General features: G+C 60.3%; 13 protein-coding genes. 11 read left to right on the top strand and 2 right to left on the bottom strand.

Features of this window, described 5'->3' with window-relative positions; genetic code table 11:
• Positions 1-545 precede the first annotated feature (545 nt).
• The 3 genes from HRF49_10865 to HRF49_10855 all read left to right on the top strand — a co-directional run bounded on the left by HRF49_10865 (position 546) and on the right by HRF49_10855 (position 5,261).
• Complete coding sequence (locus HRF49_10865; protein MEP0815147.1) at positions 546-2,240, top strand: hypothetical protein; 1,695 nt, start codon at positions 546-548, stop codon at positions 2,238-2,240.
• Positions 2,241-2,440: 200 nt separating this feature from the next.
• Complete coding sequence (locus HRF49_10860) at positions 2,441-4,990, top strand: PKD domain-containing protein (GenBank protein MEP0815146.1); 2,550 nt, start codon at positions 2,441-2,443, stop codon at positions 4,988-4,990.
• Positions 4,991-5,048: 58 nt separating this feature from the next.
• Positions 5,049-5,261 carry a hypothetical protein gene (locus HRF49_10855; protein MEP0815145.1) on the top strand — a complete coding sequence of 71 codons (213 nt, stop codon included), beginning with the start codon at positions 5,049-5,051 and terminating at the stop codon, positions 5,259-5,261.
• Positions 5,262-5,330: 69 nt separating this feature from the next.
• Here HRF49_10855 and HRF49_10850 read toward each other — a convergent pair whose 3' ends face one another.
• Positions 5,331-5,948 carry a sigma-70 family RNA polymerase sigma factor gene (locus tag HRF49_10850; GenBank protein MEP0815144.1) on the bottom strand — a complete coding sequence of 206 codons (618 nt, stop codon included), beginning with the start codon at positions 5,946-5,948 and terminating at the stop codon, positions 5,331-5,333.
• A 71-nt stretch (positions 5,949-6,019) separates the two neighbouring features.
• Here HRF49_10850 and HRF49_10845 point away from each other — a divergent pair, with 71 nt between their 5' ends.
• Positions 6,020-6,559, top strand: a complete 540-nt coding sequence (locus HRF49_10845) for a DUF2179 domain-containing protein (protein MEP0815143.1) — start codon at positions 6,020-6,022, stop codon at positions 6,557-6,559.
• 54 nt (positions 6,560-6,613) lie between these two features.
• Here the strand turns inward: HRF49_10845 and HRF49_10840 are convergent, their stop codons facing one another.
• Complete coding sequence (locus HRF49_10840; protein MEP0815142.1) at positions 6,614-7,591, bottom strand: hypothetical protein; 978 nt, start codon at positions 7,589-7,591, stop codon at positions 6,614-6,616.
• A 229-nt stretch (positions 7,592-7,820) separates the two neighbouring features.
• Between HRF49_10840 and HRF49_10835 the strand changes: the two genes are divergently transcribed.
• The 7 genes from HRF49_10835 to HRF49_10805 form a co-directional block, all read left to right on the top strand.
• Complete coding sequence (locus HRF49_10835; protein MEP0815141.1) at positions 7,821-8,246, top strand: 6-carboxytetrahydropterin synthase; 426 nt, start codon at positions 7,821-7,823, stop codon at positions 8,244-8,246.
• Between the two features lie 5 nt (positions 8,247-8,251).
• Positions 8,252-8,878 carry a GTP cyclohydrolase I FolE gene (gene folE / locus HRF49_10830; protein ID MEP0815140.1) on the top strand — a complete coding sequence of 209 codons (627 nt, stop codon included), beginning with the start codon at positions 8,252-8,254 and terminating at the stop codon, positions 8,876-8,878.
• 11 nt (positions 8,879-8,889) lie between these two features.
• Positions 8,890-9,603, top strand: coding sequence for an SDR family oxidoreductase (locus HRF49_10825; protein MEP0815139.1), 714 nt, complete (start codon positions 8,890-8,892; stop codon positions 9,601-9,603).
• A 140-nt stretch (positions 9,604-9,743) separates the two neighbouring features.
• Positions 9,744-10,346 carry a hypothetical protein gene (locus HRF49_10820; GenBank protein MEP0815138.1) on the top strand — a complete coding sequence of 201 codons (603 nt, stop codon included), beginning with the start codon at positions 9,744-9,746 and terminating at the stop codon, positions 10,344-10,346.
• Positions 10,347-10,487: 141 nt separating this feature from the next.
• Complete coding sequence (locus HRF49_10815) at positions 10,488-11,873, top strand: hypothetical protein (GenBank protein MEP0815137.1); 1,386 nt, start codon at positions 10,488-10,490, stop codon at positions 11,871-11,873.
• A gap of 130 nt (positions 11,874-12,003) precedes the next feature.
• Positions 12,004-12,561 carry a hypothetical protein gene (locus HRF49_10810; protein ID MEP0815136.1) on the top strand — a complete coding sequence of 186 codons (558 nt, stop codon included), beginning with the start codon at positions 12,004-12,006 and terminating at the stop codon, positions 12,559-12,561.
• Between the two features lie 167 nt (positions 12,562-12,728).
• The coding region (locus HRF49_10805; protein MEP0815135.1) for a PKD domain-containing protein at positions 12,729-16,420 on the top strand (3,692 nt) is incomplete at its 3' end.

The raw sequence follows: 16,420 nt of genomic DNA, 5'->3' as shown, positions 1-16,420 counted from the left end.
GCGATTCCGGCTCCCCGAAAAACAGTCCCGCCGCAATCCAGGCTCCGGCTGGCAATGCCGTTCCCGCGGACTTGGCCGTTCCTTGCATTCCGGTGCGAAAACTCTTTAACCGCATTTTACAAAATTGCGCGTTATTTTTGTCACAAGCCAACCGCCGCCCGCCCTGGCCCGCCTCTTTGCGGAAAATTAACGTGGTGGATCGGGCGCGGGGGCGTCCCCGCACCGGACTCTGCCGCCGCAGCGCAGTTGGGGCGAGGATCGAAGTTCCCCGGGCATGGGAGTGCGCGGGGAACGAGGCGGAGTACTTTGCCGGAGGATTCGCCCTCCGGGAATCGACATTGTGCGCCGAGGGCGCAAGGAGGAGCGGCCGCCGGGAGCCGGCCGCGAATGGCGGGATGCTTTTGCCGACATACGGCGGCATCGGATGAAGGGCCGGGACTTTCCCGGAAAGGAGCATGGGAAGATGTACAAGTTTAACTTTTTGTCAAAACCCGGCGGGGAGGGGGGCATTAGTTCCCCGCGTCGCCGTCGCGCTGGTGATTCTCTTGGCTAGCGTGATAGCATTGGGAGTGGGCGGATGCAAGAAAGGCTCGCAACTGAGCTACGGGGGCAGCTTCAACCCGGCAACCGCTCCTTCGGACAACCACAGAACCACATCGAGCGTTACAGGCCCCGGCGGGGACGAGTTCATCTTCGAGCCGCTGGACGGAGACGGCTCGGACGATCCTAAGGGCGGGGACGCCTACAAGCTGGCGCTGCACGAGGGCAAGGACGGGAATTTAGTCCTTGACATTTCCACGAACGAGGACGGGGAGTGGAAGTATGTTCTCGGATACGTGTACTACGATCCCGACAAGTACAATCCCGTCGGGTTCGAAAAAGGCGAGATGTTCGGGGAGGACGATTCGCAACTTCAGGTTGCCCCGGTTTACGTTCTTAAAGGCAAGTTCGCATTCTGGATTGGAATGTTGAATTTCGATGAAAAGCAGCCGAAGGGGCAGGGATCGATCTGCAGTATCGAGTTCGACGATTCGCCCTGGGAGCCTCCGAAAGGTCCAAGCATCGCCCCCGACGATGCAGGCGACGCAGTGTTCGATTTGGATGACGCTGATGTACCATACAACAATCGCACGCTTGTGTGGGGCGAAGTGAACCGCGGCGACGGCGACAGGAATGGCGAAGTTGGAATTTCCGATCTGACGCCGCTTGCGAATTACGACGATGACACCATTGCCCAATGGCCCATGAAGGACCCGGTCGATTACGACGATTCGGGCACCATCGAAGCCTATCCAAGCGGCGATTACAACGTTTGGCTTGAAGCCTACGGCGACGGGGAGGCGGTAGACGGTTACAAGATATACTTCAGGTCGAGTTATTTCGGCCAAGTTGTCCACACCGTAACCGTGCCAGGTCCGGATTCTTCGCTTAGGTCATCCAAATTCACTTATACCGAGAGTCCCGAGCCTGAGATTGAAGATCCCGAGTACTTTTACCCAGGAGGTTTTGTTTGGACGGTTAATGGTGCCGTGGGGTATGTCTGCTACCTGGATAAAGACGACAGCAGCAACGAGATCAGCGACGGCTTGTGGTGGGTTTCGGTAGCTCCGTACGACGGTCAGAACGTCGGGACGGAAAGCGCAAAATCGCAGTTCGAGTTCGAGGAGCTGATCGACTGCGACATGCTGTACATCAAAAGTACGTCCGAAGAAGAAGGCACGATTGACCCCGGCGACACCTTGCGCGTTCAGATCTGGATAGAGCGAAACGGCAATTACTTCTACCACATGCCCGCCTGCAGGCTGCGCATTTACCAGACCGAAGATTCGGGGATAATCGATTGGGACAGCGTGACCTTCAGAGATTTCTCCGGTCCGAATCCGCGTCCCTTCTGCCAGGATTTGTACGACCAGGGTTGCGACGTTTTGTCCTACCTCATCGGTTGGATTCCGCCTCTAAGGGATGAAGCCGACGACCGCACCGCCGACATAAACATCTCTTTCTACAATCCCACACCATCCTATGGTGTCGCAATCGGCACCAGCGGGTATGTGGGTTACGTGGATATCCCTACGAATACGGGGACCAGCGGAGATATAACCGTGCAACTGCAGGAATTTGACCCGGATCCTCCGTACACCTGCAATTGCTGGTACTTGTTCGGCAACGATTGCCAGAACGACAAGGAGTACTTCGATTTAATCGACGCGTACGGATTTCAGATCGGCGTTGGTTCATAATCGGATGTGCAATACGGAAATTCACCGGAGTTGACGAGGTATATGTCTTTAAATGCGCCAGTGCAGATGGCGCACTCCGCGAAGCCGGGGAGGCGGGCTTCATTCCCCCTCCCCGGCAATGAAGCGAGGCGATACATGTGAAGTGCAATATTCGATCGAGGCGAATCGGATTTCTTGCGATTACTTTACTGGCTTTGATTATGGCTCAGTCGTGTAATGGCAAAGGCTCTTTATCGCTTTCGAGAAGCCATAGCAAGTCCGCCATCGGCGAGATCGAAACGCGCTTGGCGGATCTGAACGCTCCCAGCTCGGTTGACAGGAAGCTATTCGAATTTCTTAAAAACAGGCTATTGGAGGAGTTGAACAATCGCGAAGGATCGGCAGCAGGCTTTTACGATTCGACAAAGGTGACCGACCTTGCTTACGATCCAATGGCCAAAACTCTTTCATGGAGCTATCAGAACGAGGGAGATTACGATGCAAGCGGGCAGGTGGGAGTGTCGGATGTAACGCCGATTGCAGTTTGTTATCTCGCGATCACCAGTGACGGCCTCGGAAACGACCCGTTCGAATCCTGGGTTGACGGCGACGGCAGCGGTGAAGTTGGTGTTGGGGATATTACGGTTATCGCGACCGGATGGGAAAGGAACGTTGCCAAATACCGATTCTTCACCTCCCAGACGATTGATGGGGAATATTACCGCGTCGGTTACGAAGTTCCGTTCGGCGAAGCGGGAGTGTTTCCAAAGACTTTCACCGTGGACGCGCCCGTCGCGATGCTGAAATATTTGAAGGTCGCACCGGTTGATTCGCAGGGCAATATCGGGCCGATGAGCGATCCGGTCGAGCGAACGGCGGCGGTTTATCCCCCCTCTATCGAATCCGTTTCCCCTCTTTCCGGCAACGACGGCACTCAAGTTACGTTTTCCGCGGTTGTAAGCGGAAGCGCGCCGTTAGATTACGATTGGGATTTCGGAGGTGGAGCCGATCCTGACAATTCATCACAGGAGTCCCCGGTCGTCACGCTCGGCGCGGCGGGGGAGTATTCCTGTTCGCTGACGGTTTCGAATTCCGCGGGCGAAAGTTCATTCCCGTTCACACTATCTGTCGCTCCCTACAACGAACCGCCGGTCGCCATGCTGACCGTTTCGCCGCCGACTGGGAAAGTGCCGCTGGAAGTGTCGCTCGATGCGCGCGGCAGCAGTGATACCGACGGAACGATTTCTAAATTCGAATTCGACCTGGACGGCAACGGGACGTTCGAGACGAATAACGGCGGCAACGGCTTGAGCCTGCACACATTTGAAACCCCCGGTAACCTTCTGCTTGCGGTGCGTGTGACGGACAACGAAGGCGCAACCGCGACCGCGGCAAAGCAGATTACGCTTTATGAGGGCGACAACCAGCTGCCGGTCGCGGCGCTGACGGCAAGCGCGCAAGAGGGCGATGTTCCGTTTACAGTTGGCTTCGACGCGTCCGGAAGCTACGACCCGGATGGGACGATTGCGAGCTACGACTGGAACTTCGACGGCGGCGAATGGGATTTGCTCAACGCGGGGCCGACGGTGGAGAAAACTTACCTGGTCGTTTATCCCGCAATAGAATGCAAGGTGCGAGTCACGGACAATGAAGGCGATAGCACGGAGGCGAGCGTATTTCTGAGCACGCATGGGTGGTTTGATTCCGCCGGCGCAGTGTTGGAACTATCGAAATATATTGCCGCGAACACATCTACGGCGTTCATTAACGGCCTGCCCGCGATTTGCTACGAAAATCAAAGCACGCATGCTCTTAAATTTATCTCCGCGTATGGCATGTCGGGCGATTATTATAAATTCTCGTGGAACGCTCCCAATACAGTGGCCACGAATGGGTATTTGCAGAGGCCGCATCTATCCGACATCGCCGGTAATCCGGGCATATTATTCTATGAAAGAGATAGCGACAGCTTCTTTTTCATGCGGGCGCTGGATTCTTCGGGAACTCAGTGGGGAGCGCCTATTGAACCTGTGCCTTCTGATGAAATAGTTGATTGTTCGTCGTTAGCATGCGTTAACGGGAAGCCGGCGATTGTATTTTTAAGCGAGCCGGATAGAGCAATTTGCTTCGTCGCGTCGGTTGATGCGACTGGCGACACATGGAACGAGCCCGTTGTTGTTATCCAAAATGATTCTACGCGCCATTATGGCGGCGCAAAACTAATTATGGTAAATAATTATCCGAGTTTAGTTTATAGCGACAATGACAATAAGGTGATCAATATTGTTTGTTCTCTGGATATCGACGGTAATTCCTGGAGTGCGCCGGTCACGGCAGTATCTGGAGCGTTTGCCGGAAACTGCGACGCATTAGAGGCGGACGTAATTGGAGGCAATCCGGCTATCGCTTTTACCGACAGTTACGACTATGGCCACATTTGGTTTAGCGCCTCATTGGATATGAATGGCAATTCATGGAATGAACCCGTTTCGATTCTTTCTCCTCGATCGACATATAATGGAATATGTTTGACGCATGTCGGCAATATACCCCTATTATTGCTTAATAATAATCAAACTTCCTTGGGAACAGAACTATTTTATTGGATTTCGCAAAATGAGCAGGGAACGGAATGGAGCGATTGGCATGCAATCAGCAGTTGGTGCAGCAGAGGACCAGCGGTTGCGAATCACAATGATCTCCCGTTCATAACATACAGATATTACGACAAAAAAAGCCTGGCTGGCCTGTCGTACGCATATTGGGAATGAATTAAACGCGCCGTATTCGCACGACTACCCGAAGGGAACGCTGCCGCGCGGCTCGCAGATGAGCATCCTTGCGATGAAGATGGACGCAAACGACGACGGGGTGATGGACTGGTTCTCGCCGGACAGGAGCGGCTCGCCCGTCCCCGTCCCCTCGTTCCTCGACCCCGACGGCGACGGAATCGTGACCGAGCGGGACGCGGCGTATCTTGGATACTACTGGGGCGAAACGACGTTCGAGGAGCTGTGGATACCGCTGCCCGCCCCGGATTAGGATTGAATGCCGCGGCGTGAACGCCGCGCTCCTTGACACTAGGGGTTCGGCGTCGATTGCTGGGCCCAGCTATTCCGGATTCGCGAGCGAGAAACGCCGGCGGCGCGGCGCGGGCTTGAGCATCGCGCGCAGCCTTCTCACCGCTTTCGCGTGGATCTGCGAAACGCGCGGCCCGGATACGCCGAGCTCCTTCGCGATTTCGCTCCTCGGCCTGTCGTCCAAATACAGCCCGGCAAGCACCCGCCGCTCCTTTTCGGGCAGCCGCTCCAGCGCGGCCAGCACCGAGGCCAGCCTGTCCACCGCCGGATCGCCGTCGTCCAGCGAAAGACGCGCGAACTTGGCCGCGTCCAGCTCCTCGCTTGCGAGCGCGACGGGAGCGACGCGGCGCAGGTAGTCGATCATCGCGCCGCGTATCGCGATGCGCGCGAACGCCGCGAACGGAACGCCGCGGGAGGGGGAAAACCTGTCGGCGGCCCGCACGAGTGCGAGCAGCCCCTCGGACAGGCAGTCCTCCGCGTACGCCTCCGGCGGGGCGATGCGGTAAAACGCGGCCGCCACGAGCGGCTGGTACGCGAGTATCAGCCTGGCGCGCGATTCCGGCGAATAGTCGCGCCAAAGCCCGGCTTCCAGGCTCTTGTCCAGGAAGCCGCATTTGAACAGCGCGCCGACCAGTCTTTCTACGTTCATCGGGGCCGGATTCCGGCCGCATTATTATACCCGCGCCGGGAGCGGTCCCGCGGTGATAGAATCCGCGCGGCATGATTTCGCAGCTGATGGACAACGTGTACGTCGGATTCGCGCTGATATTCTGCCTGCGCGTGATCGACGTCGCGCTCGGAACGCTGCGCGTCGTCTACATCCTCCAGGCGCGCAAGTACCGCGCGACGATAATCGGATTCGTCGAGGTGACGATATTCATCTTCGCGGTCTCGCAGGTAGTCGCGAATCTGGACAACTGGATTCTCATGTTCGCGTACTCGGGCGGATTCGCGACGGGGACGCTTGTCGGGCTGCTGCTGGAGGAAAGGCTCGCCGTAGGATTCGCGCAGGTGCGCGTAATCAGCCGTGACCGCGGCGGCGACATCGCGCTCAAGCTGTGGGAGGAGGGCTTCGGCGCGACCGTCGTGGACGGCACCGGCAAGCAGGGCGCGGTGGAGCTTATATTTTGCATCGCGCCGCGGCGGTTCGTGCACAAAATCGAAGCGATCGCGACGGGGCTCGATTCCGACTGCTTCATCGCGGTAAGCGATTCAAGAAGCTTGCTTCGCGGCTTCGCCGGCCCGGTGAAAAAGAAATAGCCGGGGCGGCTTACTGTCCGCAGCCGGGCGTCGCCCGGCCGGGGCGGATTGCCTCTAAACCACGTACCTTTTCAGCCCCAATCGCTCCGCGAATTCGCGAAACGCGGGCGCGCCGCGGTCCAGCGGCAGGTTGCCGTCCCAGTCCACGGATTTCGCCATCTCGCAGTCGCGCTTGACCGTCAGGATGCGCCGGAATAAAAACACTTCGTCCTTCGCGGCGGTGAGCTTTTCTCGGAATTTTTCGAGAGTGGACGCGGAGGGTTTCGGCTTTTCGCCGGATTCCGGGCGGGGCGAAATGTTTTCCGGGCGCGCTTCGGAATCCGGGCGAGGCGCCCGGCCTCCAGTTTCGAGGTTTTCAAGCGCCGCGTAAATCCCTTCAAGCCCGCCGTATTCGCCCACCAGTTTCATCGCCGTCTTTTCGCCGATGCCCGCGACGCCGGGGACGTTGTCGGACGGGTCGCCGCGAAGCGCCTTGTAATCCGGAAAATCCTCAGGCGGGAATCCGTACTCCGCTTCGAAGCGCGCCCTGTCCCACTTGTCGAACATCCGGTTCCTGCTTCCCTTCACGGGAAACCAAATCGTGACGCCGTCCGTGTCCAGAATCTGAAGCAGATCGCGGTCGCTCGTGAGCACCGCGACGGGATGCCCGCGGCGCACCGCCTCCATCGCGCACGACGCGATCAAATCGTCGGCTTCGACTCCCTGCTCCACAAGCGTCGGCACGCCGAGGGTGCGTGCCATCTCGATGGTCAGCGCGAATTGCGGGCGCAGGTCGTCGGGCGGCTCCGGCCGGTTGGCCTTGTATGCGGCGTACTCGTCCTGGCGGAATGTGCGGCGGCCCGCGTCGAAAATCATCGCGGTCACGCTTGGGCGAACCTCGTCCTCGATCTTGACTATGCTGCCCAGCACCCCGTGGATCGCGTTCGTCACCGTGCCGTCGGGCGCGGTCAGGTTGTTCGGGATGGAGTAGTACGCGCGGAAGATAAGCCCCGTCGCGTCGAACAAAAGCACCGGCTGGGGAAAAAGGTTCACCGGCGAAAGAATAGCATGGGGGAATCCGGCGGATTGATCTGCGGCGGTAATTTTTCCACTGGCTTTTCCAAGGGATGTGCGGCCGAGAAAGCCAAAAGTAATTTCGATTTTTCGGCCTGTTCAAGCAGCGGAAATTGAGAATGTTGCGACACTTGCGGTTTTTGGTTTTGGGCTGTCGTCGCGGAGCGCATCTTTAAGCAAAGCGCGGTATCATGCGCAGGGTTGCCGCATGGCGGAGGTCGTCATAACCAGGGTCGAGGAGTTTTCGGCGGCGCACCGGCTTCACAATCCGGCGCTGTCCGACGAGGATAACGCGCGCATATACGGCTATTGCAACAATCCGAGCGGCCACGGACACAACTACAGGCTGGAAGTGAGCGTCGCCGGCGAACCCGACCCCAAAACGGGATACCTTGTCGATTTGAAGATTCTCCGCGACCTAATCAGGGAGCGGATCATCTCCGAGGTGGACCACAAGCATTTGAACACCGACGTGCCCTGGCTTGCGGGAATCATTCCCTCGGTGGAAAACCTGGCGGTGGCGTTCTGGGAAAGGCTCGACGGCAGAATCCCCGGCGCGCGGCTGTATTCGATCAAGCTGTTCGAAACGGAAAGAAATTTCGTGACATACTACGGACCCGGAGGTCCGAAATGACGCAGATGCAAGAAGACCTTGTACGGTCGGAACGCGAAGCCGCGCTCAACGGCAGCGGCGCCGCCAACCCGCGGCTGATGCAGCTTTACCGCGACGTGCTTGCCGAAATCGGCGAGAACGCAGGACGGGAAGGGCTGGTTGAGACGCCGCGGCGGATCGCGCAGTCCATGGAATTCCTCACCAGCGGCTACCGGCTGACCGTGGAAGACGTCGTGGGCGACGCGGTATTCGAGGAAAAGATAGACGAAATGGTGCTCGTAAAGGACATCGAAGTCTATTCGCTCTGCGAGCACCACATGCTGCCCATCCACGGCTACGCGCACATCGCGTACATCCCCAACGGCCGCGTGGTCGGGTTGTCAAAGCTGCCGCGCATCGTGGACGTGTTCGCCCGGCGGCTGCAGCTGCAGGAGCGGATGACGAACCAGATCGCGGACGCGATATGCCAGGTGCTGAAGCCGAAGGGCGTTGGCGTGATTATAGAAGCGCAGCATTTCTGCATGATGATGCGCGGCGTCCAGAAGCAGAACTCTACGACGGTGACATCCTGCATGCTCGGCGGCTTCAAAACGCGCAGCGAAACGCGCGCGGAATTCCTGCAGCTCGTTTACGGGCCGAACGGCAGGCGGTAGTGAGCATCGTCATGTCCGAAGCGAAAAAAACAATTCTGATATCCGGCGCGGGCACGGGGATTGGCCGCGCGACCGCGCTTGCGTTTTCGGGCGCGGGTTGGAACGTCGCGGGATTCGGGAGGCGGCTTGAGCCGCTGCATTCGTTGGAAAAGCAAATCGAACGCCAAGGCGGACGCGCTCTCGTTTTTCAGGCGGATTCGTCAAGCGAAGAAGCGGTGGCCCGGCTGGTAGAAGAAACGGTAATTGGATTCGGAGGACTGGACGCGGTGTTCGCGAACTCCGGTACCGCCAAAGTAGCGCGCATCGAGGACGCATCGCCCGCTGACTTCCGCAGCCAGATCGAATCGAACGTCATAGGCGCGCTGGTGCTGATAAAGGCTGCCATTCCGCATCTGGAAAAGAACCGCGGCCATATTTTCGTCAATACAAGCATCTCGTCCCGCCTTTCGTTTCCGGGTTGGGGCGCTTACAGCGCGTCGAAGGCGGCTCTGGCGCTTTTCACCCGCGTCCTGCGCAAAGAGATGCGGGAGAAGGGGATCCGCGTGACCGAAGTGATACCGGGCGCGACCGCGACCGAGATTTGGGACGAAGTGGCGCCGGAAATATCGAAGCGAGGCATGGTTGCGCCGGAGAGCGTCGCATCCGCGATTCTCGCGGCGGCAATGGTTCCGCCCGAAGCCAGCGTGGACGAAATCAAGATCACGCCGAGCAAGGGTAATTTATAGCAAAGCCGCCTTGTTTGCGGTTCGGGAATAATCCGGCAGGAACAAGCGCCACCGGGCCGCGCGCGGCTCCGCCAACCCGTCCGTTCCCCGAATTATAAATACTTGACATATATTCAGTATAATTAAACGGGGTGATGAATATGGCGGAACTGAAATCCGGCAACGGCGAACTTCGGGCGGCGGTGGTCGAAGCCTACCGCGAATACCCGCGCGCGTGCGCGATCGCGGCGCGGTTCGGACTGCACCACAGCACGGTCAAACGCTGGGCGGAGGCGGCGGGACTTTGCGGAAGCAAACCCGCATTCGTTGTTGGAGCGGAAACCGGCGATTGCGGAATGGTAGGCGGATTCGCCGCCTCGGAAATTCCGGAATGTGATAGGGACGGAGCGCGCAAATTGACAAGCCGCCGGTCCGAAGCGTTGTCCGCCGCGGAATCGGGGGAAGACGCGCGAACGATTGACGAATTGTCGGTTATCGCCAGGTGCAAGCTGCTCAAAGCGGCATTCAGCAAGGAGCTCATCGAAAAAACCGCGATGAAAGACATTACCGCTTCGTACAAAATCATCGAAGACGTCGCGATGAAGAAAGCATCGCTTGCAAGGGCGCTGAACCAGTACGAAAAGTCCGGGGAAGACGGAGAAAGCGATGGATTGCTCGCCTGGGAGAAGGCGATGTTGCGGATACTGGCGGATACGCATCCGGCGGACGAATACTACAAGGATTGGATGGGACAGGGGGACTGATTTGAATTGAAAACATCAATTTGCTTCCGCGGCCATGCGGAATGCCGCGCCGCGCGTTTGGATCTGCAAAAGCGATTTCAAAATCCGCGCAACCTGCTCCGAGTGGCTTTTGAGGCAGGATATGCCCCCCACTTTGCGCAAATGCAAATACATTTAAGCGGCGCGCGCTTCCGCCTGGCGGTATGCGGGCGGCGGTTCGGAAAAAGCATCGCCGCGGCCCACGAAGCCGCGTTCGCGATGATGGGGCCAGACGCGCGCGTTTGGGTGGTAGCGCCGTACAGGGAGCTCGCAGGGCGGGTGTGGCAGCGGGCGCGGGATGTGCTTGTACGCCGGCTTAAGCTTTCGGCGGATTCGGACAGGCGGCCGGAAATGTTTCTGCGGCTCGCGAACGGCTCGGAGCTGTGCGGAAAGACGGCGGACAATCCCGACTCGCTTCTGGGGGAAGGGCTGGACTTCGTGGTCGTGGACGAAGCGCCGCGGGTGGCGGGCGACGTGTTCGCGCGGTACGTCCTGCCGTCGCTCGCGGACAGGCGCGGGCGCGCTCTCATCATCGGCTCGCCGCGGGGGAGGGGGTGGGTATGGCGGCTGGCGGCGCGCGCCTCGGCGGACCCCGACTGGGACGTGTTCCGGTTCGGCTCCTCCGAGAATCCGCATCTTTCACCGGAAGAGCTTGCGATGCACCGGCGGCTGCTTGCTTTCGAGGATTATCAGCGCGAGTACGAGGCCGAGTGGATAAGCGAACGCGCGCTGGTCTATCCGATGTTCGATCCGGTCAGGCACGTTTCCAAAGCGGAATTCAATCCGGAACTGCCGCTTTACGCTGGCGTGGACTTCGGATTCACGAATCCGGGCTGCGCGCTTTTCGCGCAGGTAACGCCGTCGGAAGATTTGATCGTGCTGGACGAAATATACGCGCGCGGCCTTACCGCGGTGGAATGGGCGGAAAAAATCAACGCGAAGGCCGCGGAGATAACTGCGGCGCGCAAAACCGGAATGCGCAATTCCGCCGACGAAATGTACATGCGATTCGCGCGGGAACGGCTTCACGAGCGGCGCGCGGGCGCGTATTCGATTTTGCGTGATCCGGATAGGGGAGGGGGAGCGGCGCGTTATGCGGCGGCGGTTTTCACATCCGCGGAAGAACGCGCATCGCGGATCGCCGCGGCGTTCTGCGATCCCGCGGGCGCGGGCGAGCGCGCTGTTCTGGAACGCGCGGGGATACCCGCGCTCGCGCCGCGGGCGGGAGTCGAAGCGGGAATCGCGCGCGTGCGCGCGCTTCTTGCTCCCGGAGACAAGGCCGCCGGGCCGCGCATCGCGGTGTCGCCGAAGTGCCGCAACCTCATCAGGGAATTCGGAAGCTACGAGTACGAGGAGCAGGGACGGCGCGCGCCGGATTTCGGCTTGCCGGATGCAAACGATGATATTCCGCTGCTGGGTTGGGGCGCGCGCGGAACCGAGCGCGTCGCAAAGCGCGACGACCATGCGCTCGATGCGCTGCGGTATCTGGTGACGGGGCTGGGCATTTGAGTCAACATCTTGCGCACGTGAGCCTTTGGATTTCCTTCACGCACGAAATTTTGCTTAAAACGGCGGGGCGCTTCGCTTAGTATGACATCGCCGGCCCGGAAAAAATTCCGCCGGGCCGGGGAGGATAACGATGGCGCCCGCAAACTTGAAAGCCGGTTCAACGCTCGACAATCTTTTGGCCGCGTTCGGCGGCGAGTCAAACGCGAACGCCAAGTACCTTGCGTTCGCCGCAAAGGCGGACGAGGAAGGATACGCCGGCGCGGCGTCGCTGTTCCGCGCCGCGGCGCGGGCCGAGGAAATCCACGCCGCACGGCACGCAGTCGAGATAAAAAAGCTCGGCGGAGAGCCGCATTGCGAAATCGCCCCGCCGCCGCCGGGCACGACCGCCGAAAACCTTGCCGCGGCCATCGCCGGCGAAACTTACGAGCGGGACGTGATGTATCCCGCATTCATCGAAGTCGCGAAATCCGAGGGACGTCCCGGCGCGGAAAAGGCGTGCGCGTACGCGCTCGCGGCCGAAGCGGAGCACGCGAAGCTGTACGGCGAAGCGCTTGCGAATCTCGATTCATGGCGCGAGCCGAGGACGTTTTACGTTTGCCCGGTGTGCGGATACACGACGGAGCATCCCGATTTCGACGACTGCCCCGTCTGCCGCGCTGCGCGGGCGAAGTTCGAGGGAGTTGGATAATCCTCGATCGGTTCGAGGGAATGCCAAGAGACATGCCGGGATTTTGTCCTCAAAAGTCTCCGCCTTGAAAATTCCGGAATCCAATCCGCTAAAGTGCGGATATTCACGGTAAGAACCTTCATCCATCCGGGGCGGGATGCGCCGGAGCAATCGGGTTGGAGGCTGTCATGTTCAGAGGAATCGGCGTTGTTTCATTCGCGCTGCTTCTTGCGGCGCTCGCGTTTGCATTTTCTTGCGGAAAGGGGGGGAGCGTCCGGGAAATCCTGCCCGGCGTGCCGGAGACGAATGCACGAACGGGCGGCGCGCCCGGTGCGGCAGCGGAGCCGACGGCGTCATGGCCTTCCGGATTGCCGGCGGACAAGCCCCAGCCATGGGAGAAGCTTGATTCGGCGGGAAATGTAATCCGCGAATCCGGCGGGAACGGCGAACACGCAGGGGCGGATGCGAAGCTTGCCAGCTCGATCAATCCGGACACGATATTCACTCCGGGCGCGGAGCGGTATCTGGAAGCGGGCGACGTGAGCGATCTGGACGGGGAGGCGTCGAGATTCGCATCGGGCGTTGCGGGCGCCCGCTCGGTGTCGTATGCGCTCTACCGCATCGTGATGGGCGGCGGCGAGCCGGGGATGCTGGCGGTGGACGCGAACCCGCGCACCGCGGACGGGGGCGGGAAGTCGTCGTACTACGTCGGGCTTTCGGACTACGGCGGCGGGACGTGGAAGTGGAACGGGCCGTTCTTTGATTCGCACGTTCGCATCCCGTATCCCGCGGGAGATTTCACATCGGAGATCGGGAACACGTTCGTCGCGGTCGCGGCTTTCGACGGCTCGCGGTTCGATTTGGTGGGGATCGGCGTGAACGCCAAGGACGCGTCGGATTCGACTCCCCCTCCCGCGCCCGCGGCGCCTTCGCTTACGCCGGTTCCGGGCGGGCTGGTTGTGGAGTGGCCGGACGCGGCGGCGGGAGACCTGGGCGGATACAGGCTTTACCACTCCGGTGCGATATTCACGCAATCGACGGACGGGAACGTGCGCTCGATCGATTACGTCTTGGCCCAGCCGCGGATAATCCTGCCGGCGGATCATGAAGAATGGGTCGGGATAACCGCGCTGGACATATCCGGAAACGAAAGCGGGCTTTCGCCGCTCGCGAACGCTGTTCCGCTCGCGGGCGCGGTGGCATCGGGCACGCTGGAAGTGAGCGTCGCGGCGGGGATGCGGAACGATCCCGCGGTGCTGACCGCGACGGGCGGAGTATCGTACGATTTCGACCGTGACGGGGACGGGATATTCGACGAGACGAACACTGCTGGCACCGCGGCCGCGGACACGTCGGGCACGGGGATCATCCGGCCGTGCGTGCGGATCACGGACGGGGACGGCGGGGTGGCGTACCAGGCGGTGTCGCTGATCATCTCGTCGAACTCGCGGCCGGCGGCCAGCGCGCAGGCGAATCCGTCGTTCGGGCAGGCGCCGCTCGGTGTGACGTTCATCGCGACGGCGGAGGACATGGACGGCGAGATTGCGCTGTATGCGTGGGACTTCGAGGGGGACGGGACGTACGACGCGATCGGGGAGGTCGTGAACCATACATACGCGCTTGAAGGGACGTACAACGTCAAATTGCGCGTGACGGACAACGAGGGCGCGTGGGACGTGGACACGGTGGCGGTGGCGGTCGGCCCCGCGGCGAACATGCCGCCGTCCGCCGTCTTGCAGGCGTTTCCGGTCAGCGGCGACGCGCCGCTGGCGGTCACTTTCGACGCAAGCGGGTCGAGCGATCCGGATGGGAGAATCGTCAGCTTCCACTGGGATTTCGGAGGGGACGGAGGATTCGAGGTAATGACTCGGAATCCCGTGTTCGCGCACACTTACGACGCGCCGGGAATATATAACGCGATATGCTTGGTCACGGACGAGGATGGCGATTCCAATTCTGAAACTATTGAAATCGAGGTGACCGCCCCAGGGAACACAAGTCCAAGCGCGTCGCTTTCCGCAAATCCGCAGACGGGTAATCTCCCGCTCGAAGTGGACTTCGACGCGTCGGCGTCAACGGATCCGGACGGTACGATCGTGCGTTACGACTGGGATTTCGACGGGGACGGGGTTTTCGAAGCATACGACGCGGGCGCGGCTCCCTCGTGGACTTACTCCTCGCCCGGAATTTTCGACGCGGGCGTGAAAGCGACGGACGACCGCGGCGCGCAGGATACGGCGAGGATTGAAATCGACGTGACGGTGGCCGGAAACGACAGCCCGGCCGCGGACATCCAGGCCGATCCGACCGCGGGAACCGCGCCGCTGGCGGTGGACTTCGACGCGTCCGCTTCCGGCGACGCGGACGGGACGATTGTCCTGTACGAGTGGGACTTCGACGGAAACGGAAGCTACGAGGAGTACGGGGGAAATCCCGTCAACAGCCACACTTACGAATCTTACGGACAGTTCGACGCGAAGCTGCGGGTGACCGACGACAAAGGCGCGCAGGACACCGCGACCGTCCAGGTGTCGGTGAACGCCGCGCCCGCCGCGGGGCTTTCGGTTGACAGGCCGGAATGCCAGGCGGGGGAGGCGGTGCGGTTCGACGCTACGGCATCGGAGGATGCGGACGGAAGTATCGTGAATTACGAGTGGGATTTCGACGGGGACGGGGTATTTTCGGAATCCGGGGACGAGGATGATTCGGAAGGCCAGGAGATAGTCGACCGCGTGATGCCGGATGCGGGATACTTCACGGTGAGCGTGAGGGTGACCGACGACGCCGTTCCCGCCGCGCAGGATACGGCGGGCGTGCAGGTGTTCGTTCACGGCTGGCGGACGACTACGGTGGACGGCTCGGGCGCGCTGGGCACGTACATTTCGATGGCGGTGGTCGACGGGAGGCCGGCCGTCGCCTGCTACGATTTCGTGAATCAGGATTTGGTTTATGTGCGGGCGAACGACGCGGGCGGATCCGCTTGGGGAGCGCCCGTCACGGTCAGCAGCGCCGGGGACGTTGGGACGTACGCCTCGCTTGCGGTCGTGAACGGAAATCCGGCGATCGCGTACAGGGACGCGACGAATACCGACCTGATGTATGTCCGCGCGAACGACCAAACCGGCGGAACATGGGGCGCGCCTGCGACGGTTAACTTTACATTCTATATTAATTTTGCGGAGGTCGGTAATTCGCTAGCGGTAGTCAACGGCAGGCCTGCAATTGCTTTTTCAATTAACTTTGTGCTTGGTAATGAATTCCGTTTCGTTAGGGCGAATGACGTCAATGGTTCAAGTTGGGGTAGTGCGGTGTCTTTCGATGCCACTCCGACTTTCACCATCAAAGCCCCTGTTTCGCTCGCCGTCGTGAATGGGCGGCCGGCGGTGGCGTACAGCAAGGACGGCAGGCTGAAATACCAGCGCGCGAACGACGCGGACGGCGGCTCCTGGCCGGGTTTCATCGAGCCGGATACCGAAGCGGGCGTCGGGTATTACTGCTCGCTTGCGATAATCGGCGGATTCCCTGCGATTTCGTATATGGACCAGAACGACGGCGATTTGCGGTTCGTGAGGGCGACGGACGCGAACGGCGGCGCCTGGGATGCCTTCCGGATTCTGGACTCCGCGGGGACGGTCGGCCAGTTCACCTCGCTCGCGTCGATTGGCGGCTCGCCGGCGGTTTCGTATTTCGACCAGACCAACGGGAATCTGAAGTTCATATCGGCGCTGGACGGCGGCGGCGCGCTCTGGGAAGCGCCTGAATCTCCCGATTCCGATGGAACCGTCGGCGCGTTTACATCGATGATTTCGCTCGGCGGCACGCCCGCGATCGCGTACTTCGACGACACGAACGACGCGCTCAAATTCGCCAGGCTGTATTA

This window comes from bacterium (genome assembly GCA_039961635.1).
GTDB lineage: Bacteria > 4484-113 > 4484-113 > JAGGVC01 > JAGGVC01 > JABRWB01.
Note: the sequence above shows the minus strand (reverse complement) of the source record. Positions and strands in the feature narration are given on the sequence as shown.